Source organism: Anaerolineales bacterium, assembly GCA_037382465.1.
Taxonomy (GTDB): Bacteria; Chloroflexota; Anaerolineae; order Anaerolineales; family E44-bin32; genus WVZH01.
Window position 1 is genome coordinate 1 of record JARRPX010000005.1, and the last position, 13177, is coordinate 13177.

The following is a 13177-nucleotide window of genomic DNA, read 5'->3' on the forward strand; positions in this document are numbered from 1 at the left end:
GAAGTAAAACACAGACTTGCTTTCTTGCCGGATGCACCAGTCTTCTATCCAGAACTGACTATCTGGGAACATTTACACTTCATATCCCATGCCTTTTGTGACACGCAGGATATTGAAAATCGAGCAGCATCGATATTGCGGACATTAGGGATATTCAACGCGCGAAACCTGTTGCCGCATGCCCTTTCCCGTGGGATGCAGTTGAAAGCAGCACTCTCGTTGATTTTGATACGTCCGTTTAATGTTTTTTTCCTTGACGAACCAACTTCTTCTCTCGACCCCGTTGGCGTAAAAATCCTCGAGAAAATCCTTGATGTTTGTCGATGTGGTGGAGCATCGATTCTTATGACAACACACGACATCTCATTGGCAGAACGTTTGTCGAATGAGATCTGGCATATGGTTGAGGGGAGGCTTCAGTTCAATGCAGAAAGCAATATGGACAGCACGTCTCTCACAACTAAAAGCTCGGTGGAGGTGGGTGATATCGATTATCGGTATCGACCCATCAAAGCATAACGCCCTTGATATCCTCTACCTGATCTACGCTTTTATCTTCCTGTGTATATGGGGATTAGCGGTATTGGCTCTCCTGGCCAATCAGGTGGAAGTGCTCTATACAGTATTTCATTTTGAACCAAGGGTTTCCTCTGCGGTCCTTATTGGAAGCTTCTTGATTTTGTGGACGCTACAACAACTCTTCAAGGTGTCACAGAGTAGCCCAATCGTTTTCTCATCGCAGGATGCTCAATTAATTTGTCAGACTCCTGTAAAACGAAGAGCTGTGGGATTGATATGGCTATTAACAGAATGGCCAATTGAGCTCTTTGTTGTGGCAATAGTCTCCATTGTTCTTTCTTTCACCTTGGTTGATATGGGCGTTGGCACAGCGTGGGCGAGTGTCCCTTTTTGGCCGTATGTTGTCATTGTTGCCAGGTTACTGCCGGTAGTATTCCTTTTACACTTTGGCGCGCTCAGTTTTATCTGGGGTATAGGAATCATTCGCTTAAGTATGAGGAATGGGAAGAGATTCTTGTTATTACTTTCTCTCATCCTGGTAATGGGTTTCTGTATACAACTTTTAGTTCAATCGGATAATCTCTTTGACGGTAATGCAACTAATGCCTTTCCACTTGGTCCTGTAGTCAATCTTCTTCTTAAGGCCATAACAGGAGTTGAATGGATCAAGCAGATTGGATTCGCAATGATTGTTGCTATGTGCGGTTTGATGTTCTTCACAGGTGTAGTCCCATTATTGAACATGAGTGTGGCTGCACAAGAAACAGCGACTCTGCAAATCCGGAAAACGATCGAGCGGCTAGGAAATTCCACTTATTCGAAACTGATACACATTCAGCAATTACAACCTGCGCGCTACAATCGTGTGGCGCTATCAATAACGCCCATGGGTTGGCTGGTGTTGGTATGGAAATCGGTTATACAAAATATTAGAGGAATGCAACTTGGCCAATTGTATTCGTGGCTTGCTATTGCGATCGTTTCTTCAGTCGTCTTCTTTTACCCCCACTCGAACATTAACGTTTGGGCAATTTTGTTCCTGATCGCTTTACTCGGAGAGAAAGGAGCCGCGAGTCTGCGTGATGAACTTGCCTATTGGTGGATTACCCGTCTGCTTCCTTTTCGGGCTTCTTATTACCTTCTTGGCAACGTTCTCCTCACGCTGTCAGTGGAGATCTTAATCGTGTTGTTTTTCCTTTGTGGTGCTGTTTTAGCAAATGGATTTGCCTCGCAAGTTTATGCCGCTGCTTTACCAGCGATGATAATCGCAGTGGTTTTCTGCGCAATATGGGATTTATTACGCAGGTCGAATGCCGAAAGTATTCTTTATCACAATATTCCTGATCCAGGTGTAGTTTTCTTGGTCGTGGGAGCAGGAGCTGTCTTTTCCCTCTTCGGGACTGTTTGGATATTGTCTGAATTACGGGCATCTTATTTCATTCAAGCAGTTTGGGCGTTTTTCATCTCTGTGTTGTACGCCTATATTGCTTGGAGACTTAGTGCAAGAGCACTTCAGCGCACAATAATGAGCGCATAAAGAGGAAAAACTATATCCTGTAGGGTGGAAAAACCTCATCCGTGGATATCATGCAGCACACCGATAGTAATCATGGATTATTCCACCGAGTACTTCTCGTCTAACGATAGTTCCTTCCTTGTTTAATCTATCAATAGATTCCTGTCGTACCGACCGGACCCAGCGTTCGGCATAGCCGTTGGCCTGTGGTGTACGAAATGGAGTGCGGACTATCTCTATTCCAACGGAACGAAACACGTTGTCGAACGACCGTGTGAACTTCGTGTCCCGGTCGTGGATAAGAAATCGAAAGGTCCGTTTCATTTCACCCAGCTTCCAGACAAGTTGACGTGCTTGCTGGGTCGTCCAGAATCCATTGGGATTCGTTGTGATTCCAGCGAAATGCACTCTCCGCGAACCTATTTCAATGAAGAAGAGCACGTAAAGCCTCTTCAGAGTGATCGTCTCCACGGTGAAAAAGTCGCAGGCCAATATCTGTTCTTTGTAGTGCTTCAAGAAGGTGCACCAGGAGCTGCGGCTGCGTCGTGTTGACGGTGGGATACCATTGCGCTTGAGCATATTCCATACCGTCTTTTTGTCGAGATCAAAACCCAGCTTGACGAGTTCACCGTGGATTCGTTTGTTACCCCAGCGAGGGTTTTCTTGCGCCATGCGTAGGATGAGGGCTTCAAGTTCAGGGTCAATCCGGGGGCGACCGCCTCGTTTTCAGTGTTGGAAGGTCCACTTGCGTTTGACCAACTCGCGGTCGAAGAGTCTCCGGCACGAACAGGAAGAAGCAGCGGTGAAGGCAGTTGCGGAACCCGGCTGCAGTCTGTTTCATCTGGAAGGAGAGAGCAGGAAGGATGAGCTTCTCAGGTTTTGAAATCCGGGGTGATGATGGAGCCTTGCGTTGAAGAATGCGGACTTGCTGCCGTAACATGACGATTTCAAGATCTTTCTCGTTTTGGGCTACTTTCAATGTGGCAAGGATGTCGAGCAATATTGTTATGAAGCACCAGAGTAGCCAGTAGATCAAAGTGACCTCGCTTGAAATCAGTCGGTATTGAATAAACAAGACGAAGAGGATACCAAATTGAGGTGAGGTTGCAACGGAAATTCGTACGGATATAGTTTTTCATCCCTACAGGTTGTGACGGAAAGAGTATTTCTCCACCAAGATTTTCCCCACTACAGGTAATAATATAGGAAGGATGGATATCCGCATATATAAAACGGATGCTAATTTTCGGCTAGCACAACCGTAATTAAGAGGAAGGACACAATATGACCGCTGGCTAGGCCGAGGGCCTTTATAAAAATGTCGATGAACAGGCGCTGAGGATGAATCGGATCGGGGGACAGTTAACGAGTTTTCCTTACGGCTGAGTGTTCAAGTGAAGGATAAACATGACGGGAGCATCCGGACTGGGAATGTATTCATACCCATCAATGGCTGGAAGGGTCACTTCATTCTCGCTCCATTCGCTGCCCCCGAGCGGCAGGGTGATATCGTCACAAGACACGTAATATTCCCCAAGATTATTGGTTTGATAGGTGAAGTCAAGCAGGAAGTTCCCTTGATCATCCGTGAGTAGACTGCCTCTCAAGTCTCTTACATTGAATGTCTCATCAATGTCGATGGGGCAGTCCTCCACCTCTTCTACGTCGGATACGAGGACAGAACCCGTGCCACCAACGATATCCGTGTAAGGAGGATCCTGCCTGTTGACATGAAAGGGAACGTTGATAGTTGCTGAATAGTCCGCATCATCTGGATGATAAATGGCATATATGAAAATGAAATCAATACTCCCTTGGATATCCGCACCCGAGGGTTCTGGGGAGGCTTGTGCCAGAGACTCCCCACCCAGCGAGGTTTCAGTTGGCGTTATTTCCACGGCTGGTAGGGAGACTGGTGTAATTGAGGACTGGGCGCAGCCGCCGGTGAGTAGTACACCCAGTACGAGGAGAATATCCCAAAACGCCCATTTGAACTTCATTGCTGGACTCCTTCACGTTCTAATTTCTATGAACTAATACACTTTCTAGCTCCATGAGTGCCCAGTCATGATTATAGTACCGTTTTCCGGGAAGGAATCTCTTCCATCCTGATGAGCGATAATTTGAATTCCTTGTAAAACCTAGCGTGTTCCGCACGGGTGTTGGTCCGATATCGAAACCCAGCATGACGAACTCGCCATGGATCGGCTTGTAGCCCTAGCGAGGATTCTCTTGGGCAATATGCAGGAAATAATAATGAGTGTGGTTACGCGGGAATTAGAACAGATCTAGTTATTCCATCCTGCAGCATTTTCGGCCAGCATAAGTTTTTACCCCTTACATTGTGTTATTGGGCATGTAGAACGGGATACACATCTTCAGCCAGAAAAGTGCTTGAAAGTAACATCATCCTTCTATCTTCACGACAAATTCTTCGTCCCGCCGCAGATCGTCGGCCAGCGCCTGGAAAGAAAACCATATTTCGGATCCGGCTTTGTATTCCGTAGTGGGCAGATCAGCAACGTGCATGCCCAGGCCTGTGTCGCCGGTGTGGATTTCATGGGTGGTTTGCCGATGGTCGTCGCTCCACACGATAACGGCCGGATCCGACAACTCCAGCCGCAGTATTTGCCCGAGGGGAATGGTGCGGCACTTGTGATTGAAGCGCCAAATCGCGTATGGCGATCCGGTTTTTCCCGCAGCGTACCGCTTGACCGTTTGCGGCGGCCTATCAAACACCGCACCATCGGCAATCGAACGGCACAACTTCACATATTCGGCGTGCGCCCAAACCAGCGGCATGGCCGAACCGGCTGGACAACCAAAGTACAACTCCTTTTCCGGAATGTCGGCGGCATCCCAAACCTGTTCCGGTAAAAGACCCCCCTCGTTGGCGAAAGCCGTCATGGCGGCCAGCATTTTCCGGGCTCGCCGCCTGTTTCCGGCCGCCAATTCATAATGGCCACGCTCGCCGGTCAGCAAGGGCCAGGCGCGACCGATCCCAGTTCCATCAAAAGGAGCGCCATTTTCGTGTTCACCGTATCCGTCATCGTTGTAACGGTGCCAGGCGGTGCCGTTTGGCGTTTCTGTTTTAAGGAGTGCATCAATCACTTTGATCGTGTCGACGATGCGCGGATCTTTGGCGGACCGCAGCCCAAAACGTACCAGGGCCAGCGCGTCTGGGCTGATGATGTGTTTGGCCGGCTCCAGGCTTTGTCCCGGCGGCTGATTCTTGATGGGCACAAATCCATCCTTGGGCGAGGCGGCGTCGGCCGTTTCTGGCGGTGCGATGCGCACGTAATATCCATCCACCCCGACTTTGCCGGCCAGATCGGTCCCGGTAACGTACGTCCAGCGTTCGATGTTGGCGTTCCAGGTGTCTGCTGTTTGGCGCATGTAAACGGCAGCATCGTCTTCCCCCATCGCTTCCGCCATTTCGGCAGCGGTCAGCAGCCCGGCGATCTCCACGGCCAGGGTGAAGGGGGAGTAGCCGGGGTCCTCTTCCCAGCGGTCTTGCTGGCTAACCGGGCCATTTTGCAGCACAAATTGAGCGGCGCGGCGTACCATGGGCCAGTAACGCTCTCGGTCGGCGCTTGTCAACGCCCCCTGACGAAAGGCCAAATCGACAAGGAGGATGGGGAAAGCGGTTTCATCCATTTGCAGCCCGCTCCAGTAAGGCGATCCGTCCAGCCACATATTTTGCGGCCAGTGATTGTCGGCTTCCTGGGTGATCTGTAAATATTCGAGGACGCGGCGGGCGTCGTCCAGTGCCCCGGCGGCCAACAATCCCCCGGCCGTTTCGACCAGGTCGCGGGGCCAGACCAGGTGGTAGCCGCCCAAATCGTCGTCGCCTTTGGCAAAACCCCAGGGGATGGAGAGGCTGGCGATGAATCCGCCGGGAAAGCGTTTGCTGGCGTGGGTGCGCATCACCGCCGTACTGATGCGATAGAGACCGTCTTTACCAGCGGCAGTTTCGCCAACTGCGGGCAGGCTGTCCTGCCACGTCTGCCACTCGGCAACCGCCATCTGTCGTGAAGCGCTAAAGCCATCCAGCAGTGCAGCGCGGGCACGGTGTCCTGCTTCTTCGACGCTGAGGCCAAAGCCCAGCGCCAAATCGAACCAGCCGTTTCCCGCTGCCAGATCGATTTCGCCGGTAAGCGCCACATTGCCATTTTCCGCCAGATCATAAGCCCAGGTCATGATCTTGTGTTTACTCAAATCCTGCCAGCCATCCGATACGCCGACAAAACCGGCCGAACGCTGGAGCCAGGGAACGTCAACCGCCAGCGCAAGCGCCAGGTCATCCCGTCGGGCAAATAACATGGGGACGCCTTTGTAGTCGCCGACCCAGGCAGTGTTTTCCGCGCCTCGGTTGCCCAGGTGCGGAGCCAATAATGCGTGGAGGTGGTAGTCTGCGAGATCGCCCACGGTGGGGATGAACTGGGTATGCTGCAAGACTACATTGCGCTTCGGGTCGGCCAGGATCTCTTTGGTGATGGTGTAGCGGCCGTCCAGGCAGGTATTGGTGAGTTTGTATGCGGGCACGGCCGGAGCAAGGAAGGCAATCTCGTGGCTGCAGTGGCGCTTTTCTTCAGAGAAAAAGGCGTCGCCGTCGGTAACGATCAACCCCATGTCGCGCACACAGGCGTAATCCAGGCGCGGGTAATATATTTCGTTGAAGATGCCGTGGCTGAGGGTAAACCATACGCGGCTGGGTGGATTGAAAGAGGTGCCGACGCCGCTTTTGGCGCTGGAAGTCCAGCGCGGAGGAATGCCCGGACGGCCGGGTGCTTTGTTTTCGTTCGATTCCGTCATCAATAATATCTTCCCTCGTTTATGATTCGGCCTGGTGGAGTCGACCTGAAAAAGTCCAGGGATGCCTGATACCCCCGGCGCCAATTCGTTTTCGATGTCCTATCCCGTTACGCCTGCCATTTCCAGTTGCGTATCTCCGGCATATCTTCCAGGTTTTCGCGGATGTAGTATTTATGCTGGGTCAACTTTTCCTCGAAGCCGGCGATCACCTGGTTCGCTTTGTCCTCCAGCCGCGTCGTCCGCCGCAGCGCTTCGATCGCCAGGTGAAAGCGGCTGAGCTGGTTGCGCACCACCATGTCGAAGGGGGTCGTGGTAGTCCCCTCTTCCATGTAGCCGCGCACGTGGAAACGAGCTGGCTGGGGACGGCCGTGTACCAAATCGTGGATCATGCGCGGGTAACCGTGATAGGCAAAGATCACCGGCTCGTCCTCGGTAAACAGATCCAAAAACGCTTCAGGACCCATGCCGTGCGGATGGTAGGCGGGCGGCGAAAGACTCATCACGTCCACAATGTTGACCAGGCGCACCTTCAATTCCGGGGCGTGTTTTCGCAGCAGCCAGGCCGCCGCCACCGTCTCCAACGTAGGCACGTCGCCGGCACACGCCAATATGACGTCCGGCCCCTGGCCCTCCTCGTTCCCGGCCCACGCCCAAATGCCGGCCCCCTGTGCGCAGTGATGCCTGGCCGTCTCCATATCCAACCATTGCAGATCGGGCTGCTTGCCGGCCACGATCACGTTGACGTAATTGCGGCTGCGGAGACAATGGTCCATTACGGAAAGCAGGCTGTTGGCATCTGGAGGTAGATAGATGCGCACGACCGCGCCCTTCTTGTTGATCACGGTATCGAGGAATCCCGGTCCCTGATGGCTGTACCCATTGTGATCCTGCCGCCAGGTGTGCGAGGTCAACAAGTAATTCAGCGAGGCGATGGGATGCCGCCAGTCCAATTCCCGGGTCGTTTTGAGCCATTTGGCGTGCTGGTTGAACATCGAATCCACGATCGTCGTGAACGCTTCGTAGCAGGGGAATAAGCCATGACGGCCGGTAAGCAGGTAGCCCTCGAGCCATCCCTGGCAGAGATGTTCGCTGAGCACTTCCATCACCCGACCGTCGGGCGAAATGTGATCGTCGATGGGAATCGTTTTACCGGTGAAACAGCGGTTTGTTGCCTCGAAGACCGCATTCAGGCGGTTGGAATTCGTCTCGTCGGGGCAGAAGAGGCGGAAATCCTGATCCTCTTCATTCTTCAGAAAAACATCGCGCAGATAGCGGCCCAACACCCGCGTGGCTTCGGCGATGACCGTGCCGGGTGTGGGGACATCTACCCCGTAGCTCGTGAAATCCGGCAGATTCAAATCGATCAGCAGACGGCCGCCGTTGGCGTGGGGATTGGCGCTCATGCGTTGATTGCCCTTGGGCGGCAGATCGGCCAACTCAGGAATGAGGCGGCCTTCGTCGTCAAACAACTCCGACGGGCGATACGAACGAAGCCACGTTTCCAGCAATTCTAGATGTTCGGGATTGGTGGCGGGATCGGGGATGGGAACCTGGTGGGCGCGGAAAGTCCCTTCCAGGGGCACACCATCCAATTCCTTCGGGCATGTCCATCCCTTGGGCGTCCGCATAATGATCAAGGGCCACTTTGGTTGGCCAGAAAATCCATGCGTGCGCGCTTCCTCTTGTATGCCGCATATGTCCGCGTGACACTGATCCAGCGCGACGGCCATTGCCGGATGAACCTTCAGCGGATCGTCGCCGGCCACGAAGTAGACTTTGTAGCCGTACCCGACAAACATCGATTCCAATTCGTCATCTTCCATGCGTCCCATCACCGTCGGACCGGAGATTTTGTAGCCGTTGAGGTGCAGGATGGGGAGCACCGCGCCGTCTCGTACCGGATTCAGGAAGGTGATGGACTTCCAACTGCCGGCCAGTGGTCCGGTTTCCGCTTCACCGTCGCCTACCACGCAGGCCGCGATAAGGTCCGGATTGTCGAAGACCGCGCCAAAAGCGTGGGTCAGGGAGTAGCCCAATTCGCCGCCCTCGTGGATGGAGCCCGGCGTTTCCGGGCTTACGTGGCTGGGAACGCCTCCCGGCGTAGAAAATTGACGGAACAGGCGCAGCATGCCCGGCTCGTCCTGCGTGACCTTCGGGTAAACTTCGGTGTACGTTCCCTCCATGTAAGTATGCGCCAGGATGGCCGGGGCGCCGTGGCCCGGACCGATAATGTAAATGACGTTGGCAGAGGTGTCCCGGATGAGCCGGTTGAGATGCACGTAAATCAAGCTGAGTCCGGGGCTGGTTCCCCAGTGGCCGAGTAATCGTGGTTTGATATGATCTGCACTGAGCGGTTCACGCAGCAGTGGGTTGTCCCGCAGGTAAATTTGGCCGAGCGCCAGGTAGTTGGCGGCACGCCAGTATGCATCTATTTTACTCAGACGATCTTGGGTTAAATCGGACACGTTGCCCTCCTGAAGCGTCATTCGAAAATTAGTTCGCGCACTGAAGGCTAGAGATTAGAGACAGGTCGGATCTCCGGTCCTCAGCCGCTGCGCATGTTAATCGGGTGGTACGCCTGCGCCCAAGCCGCTTTCGCGTTGGACGAGCAGATTAAAGGTGTGCCGGGCAATCATCAGGTCCTCATCTGTTTTCATGATCCGAACGGTCACCGGACTGTCTGCCGGTGATATGACCGGCTCGTTTGACTGATTGCGAAGCGGGTCTAGCTGGATACCCATAAACGCCATATCGTGACAGATGCGCTGGCGAACGGCCGCCGCGTTCTCGCCAATGCCACCGGTAAAGATGAGCGTATCCAGGCCGCCCAGGGCGGCGGACAACGCGGCCAGAAATTTTTTCGCCTGGTAGCAGAACAGGGAAACCGCATCGGCAGCGCGTGGCTCTTGTCCTTCTTGACCCAGCAGTTCTTTCATGTCGGCGCTGATTCCCGATACACCTAAAAGGCCCGACTGCCGGTTTAAAAGGAGGTCAAGCGCGTCGACGGACTGCTCGCGGAGGCGCATCAAATAAAGCAGGACGCCGGGATCCAGATCTCCGCAGCGCGTCCCCATGATCAAGCCGCCAAGCGGCGTCAGTCCCATGGTGGTGTCCACACTTTGACCGTTAAGTACGGCCGTCATGCTGGCCCCTCCGCCCAAATGAGCGATGACCAGGCGTCCTTTGGACGCCTGACTGCCGGCTTCCTTTTCCAACTCCTGCAAGATGTATTCGCAGGACAGGCCGTGAAAACCATAACGCCGCACACCTTCTCGTTCGTAGGTGTGCGGCAGGGCAAACAGGTATGCCTTTCGGGGCAAAGAGCGATGGGCTTGGTGATCGGGCAGTGGTAACCGCCGGCTGAATAAGCGCTCTCCGTTGGAATTGTGAATCTGGAAACGGCCGTCGCCTTCCCCGATCTTCTCCAGGCTGCCGGAGAAGAGGCGCATTTCATCCTGCCCCATTTGGTACAGCGCCACCTTGATGCTGGTCGAGCCGCTGTTAATGGTTAATATGTGTGCAGCACTCTTTTGCCTCATTGTATAAGACCAATTTCGTGCGAAAAGCTGGTTCACGTCGGTTCAAATCGACCCGGCGCTGCGATTGCCGCCTGTGCCAAAAGGCTCGAGAGTCATGCGGCGTCCATCATAGGTGGGTGTATTTGCGCCGCGGAATCCTAGCCCTTCTTCTCACGATGACCGCCAAACTCATAGCGCATGGCCGACATAATTTTGTTGGCAAATTCATCCTGCCCGCGTGAGCTAAAGCGGGCATACAAGGCTGCGCTGATTACCGGAGCGGATACAGCTTCATCTATGGAGGCTAAAACCGTCCAGCGCCCTTCACCGGAGTCGGAAACCCGTCCTTTAAATTGGTTTAACTGGGGATCATCCAAAAGGGCGGCGGCCGTCAGGTCGAGCAGCCAGGAGCCAATAACGCTGCCTCGCCGCCACACTTCGGCCACATTTTTCAGGTCAAGGTCGTATTGGTAGTATTCCGGGTGGCGCAGCGGGGCTGTTTCGGCGTCGACATCGTGTGACTGCTGTCCGGCATTGGCTTTGTTGAGAATGTTCAGCCCTTCGGCAAGAGCGGCCATCATGCCGTATTCGATGCCGTTGTGAACCATTTTTACGAAATGGCCAGCTCCGTGCGGGCCGCAGTGGAAATAACCTTGTTCGGCCGGTGCAACGTCACTTTTCCTCCCCGGTGTGCGCACTGCCGCATCCACGCCGGGCGCCAAGGCCATGAAAATGGGATCGAGATGTTGAACGGCCGCCGCCTCCCCGCCGATCATCAGAGAATAGCCGCGCTCCAGACCCCAAACACCGCCGCTGACACCGACGTCAACGTAGTGGATACCGGTCGGTTCCAAATTTGCGGCTCGGCGAATGTCATCGTGATAATAGGAATTGCCTCCCTCAACCACAATGTCACCGGCCTTCAGCAGAGGTTTCAGGTCTTCCAACACCTTATCCACGACGGCGGCGGGCAGCATGAACCAGATGGCCCGCGGCGCTTCCAGTTTGTCCACCAACTCGCCCAATGATGCGGCACTGACCGCACCCTGCTTGACCAAATCGACCGCAGCCTGGGCGTTTTGGTCATAGACCACGCAGTCGTGCCCGGCGCGCATCAGGCGGATTGTCATGTTCGCCCCCATTCGTCCTAATCCAATCATTCCGATTTGCATGATGACAAGCTCCTTTTCGTTATCGATTTTGCCCGGTTTGCTGACTCCTGCGCCGGGGTTTGTGCTGCGGCAGGATCGCCCAGATCATAATGCTTTTATACTGCGAGGTTCTCGCCCGATTCGTGTATGATGAGACGGCGGCAGGTGTGTCCCGGCCGACAATTTCATCGAAGTGCTTCGCCGATGCTCGCAAGTTGCCACGAGCAGTTGCCTGCCAGGAAGATAAGTTATCCGCGACGAGTTTCGGGCGTAATTAAATCATACCAAAAGGACAGGACGCGCTGCTGAGAGTCTGTAGAGATTCGGTCGTGGGTGGTTGTGCATCGATCGATACTGCGAAACGGGGTCTTAGCTCGGAAGTCGCCTGCCGCCCCAGTCGAGCGCCGGGGACGGACACCGAAATGACGCTATTGAAGCTATCGACACTGCACTTTTACACCGTATCATCTTGTGGAGTGGCTGATTGATCGGCTGGCGATAAGCCGAAGAAACCTGAAATAATTGGATTACAAAAAATGTCTGATATGAGAAGATACGGAGACAAGCGCAATGGATATAGGTGAGGATATAGCGCAATTTTCGGATATCGTTTTTCCGCGAATTTATTCTTGCTTATTTCCTGTCACGGATGTACATTTTCGGCCAGCATGGGATTGATAAAGGAGAAATACTATGCACATCGGATTACAAATTCCGTCTTTCAAGTATCCTGGCGGTACGGCCGCTATCCGGCCCAAACTGAAAGAAATCGTCACAACGGCGGAAGAATCAGGTTGTTACAGCCTCTGGGTGATGGATCATTACTATCAAATCAAGGGATTGTTCGGAGAAGCCTACACCGATCCGATGCTGGAAAGCTATACCACGCTCGGATTTTTTGCTGGCCTAACCGAGAAAGCCTATCTCGGTGTGTTGGTAACGGGCGTTATCTACCGCCATCCCTCCGTTCTGATGAAGATGGTCAACACGCTCGACATACTCTCCGGCGGCCGTGCTTATCTCGGCATCGGCGCGGCATGGTACGAAGATGAAGCAAAAGGCTTCGGCATCCCCTACCCTTCTACCTCAGAGCGCTTCGAGCAACTGGAGGATACTTTAAGATTGGCAAAGGCGCTCTGGGATAGCGATCAGACATCCTTTGAGGGCAAGCATTTTTCTGCGCCGGCGATAACCAACAATCCCCGCCCGCTCTCAAAACCGCATCCGCGCATCATGGTGGGCGGCACGGGGCCGAAGAAGACGCTGCGAATGGTCGCGCAATATGCAGACGCCTGCAATATCGGGGATTGGGTGGGCACGGAAAACATGCAAAAAGCACTCGACATACTTAAAGAACATTGTGAAACTCTGGGACGTGATTACAACACAATCGAGAAGACATGCCTCTGCACGGTGCATCTTTCCGGGGACGATACTGCAGACAGCGTTGTAAGTCGTATCGAGGAACTCTCCGGGATGGGCTTCACGCACGCGATATTCAATATGCCGGATGTTTACGAAATCACACCGCTCGCAACCTTTGCAAGAGAGATTATCCCGGCGGCGGCAGATCTCTAAATAGTATAAATACTGAAGAAACGTGCAGGGTGGAAAAACCTCGTCCGGATGGATCGAGCATCAAGTTCCCCTCTATTATG

The 13177-nt window shown here is 53.6% G+C and carries 9 protein-coding genes; 3 read left to right on the forward strand and 6 right to left on the reverse strand.

Annotated features, from left to right (window positions below; translation table 11 throughout):
* Together P8Z34_02975 and P8Z34_02980 are read left to right on the forward strand one after the other, a co-directional pair.
* The coding region (locus P8Z34_02975) for an AAA family ATPase (GenBank protein MEJ2549627.1) at positions 1 to 519 on the forward strand (519 nt) is incomplete at its 5' end.
* Positions 482 to 2056 (forward strand): hypothetical protein, encoded by a 1575-nt coding sequence (locus P8Z34_02980; GenBank protein ID MEJ2549628.1) that lies wholly within the window; start codon positions 482 to 484, stop codon positions 2054 to 2056. The genes P8Z34_02975 and P8Z34_02980, both read left to right, overlap by 38 nt.
* 48 nt (positions 2057 to 2104) lie before the next feature.
* On the opposite strand, the gene P8Z34_02985 is transcribed toward P8Z34_02980, so the two are convergent.
* The 6 genes from P8Z34_02985 to gnd all read right to left on the reverse strand — a co-directional run bounded on the left by P8Z34_02985 (position 2105) and on the right by gnd (position 11540).
* Complete coding sequence (locus P8Z34_02985; protein MEJ2549629.1) at positions 2105 to 2707, reverse strand: hypothetical protein; 603 nt, start codon at positions 2705 to 2707, stop codon at positions 2105 to 2107.
* A 704-nt stretch (positions 2708 to 3411) separates the two neighbouring features.
* Positions 3412 to 4035, reverse strand: a complete 624-nt coding sequence (locus P8Z34_02990) for a hypothetical protein (protein MEJ2549630.1) — start codon at positions 4033 to 4035, stop codon at positions 3412 to 3414.
* A gap of 406 nt (positions 4036 to 4441) precedes the next feature.
* Complete coding sequence (locus P8Z34_02995; GenBank protein MEJ2549631.1) at positions 4442 to 6850, reverse strand: glucan 1,4-alpha-glucosidase; 2409 nt, start codon at positions 6848 to 6850, stop codon at positions 4442 to 4444.
* A gap of 107 nt (positions 6851 to 6957) precedes the next feature.
* Positions 6958 to 9315 carry a phosphoketolase family protein gene (locus P8Z34_03000; GenBank protein MEJ2549632.1) on the reverse strand — a complete coding sequence of 786 codons (2358 nt, stop codon included), beginning with the start codon at positions 9313 to 9315 and terminating at the stop codon, positions 6958 to 6960.
* Positions 9316 to 9411: 96 nt separating this feature from the next.
* Positions 9412 to 10389, reverse strand: coding sequence for a hypothetical protein (locus tag P8Z34_03005; GenBank protein ID MEJ2549633.1), 978 nt, complete (start codon positions 10387 to 10389; stop codon positions 9412 to 9414).
* 137 nt (positions 10390 to 10526) lie between these two features.
* Positions 10527 to 11540, reverse strand: a complete 1014-nt coding sequence (gnd, locus tag P8Z34_03010) for a decarboxylating 6-phosphogluconate dehydrogenase (GenBank protein ID MEJ2549634.1) — start codon at positions 11538 to 11540, stop codon at positions 10527 to 10529.
* A 672-nt stretch (positions 11541 to 12212) separates the two neighbouring features.
* Between gnd and P8Z34_03015 the strand changes: the two genes are divergently transcribed.
* Positions 12213 to 13097 (forward strand): TIGR03560 family F420-dependent LLM class oxidoreductase, encoded by an 885-nt coding sequence (locus tag P8Z34_03015; protein ID MEJ2549635.1) that lies wholly within the window; start codon positions 12213 to 12215, stop codon positions 13095 to 13097.
* Positions 13098 to 13177: the final 80 nt, after the last annotated feature.

Coding starts and splice junctions, on each gene's coding strand:
- P8Z34_02985 (MEJ2549629.1), bottom strand. CDS start 2,707: ATGGCGCAAGAAAACCCTCGCTGGGGTAACAAACGAATCCACGGTGAA.
- P8Z34_02990 (MEJ2549630.1), bottom strand. CDS start 4,035: ATGAAGTTCAAATGGGCGTTTTGGGATATTCTCCTCGTACTGGGTGTA.
- P8Z34_02995 (MEJ2549631.1), bottom strand. CDS start 6,850: ATGACGGAATCGAACGAAAACAAAGCACCCGGCCGTCCGGGCATTCCT.
- P8Z34_03005 (MEJ2549633.1), bottom strand. CDS start 10,389: ATGAGGCAAAAGAGTGCTGCACACATATTAACCATTAACAGCGGCTCG.
- gnd (MEJ2549634.1), bottom strand. CDS start 11,540: ATGCAAATCGGAATGATTGGATTAGGACGAATGGGGGCGAACATGACA.
- P8Z34_03015 (MEJ2549635.1), top strand. CDS start 12,213: ATGCACATCGGATTACAAATTCCGTCTTTCAAGTATCCTGGCGGTACG.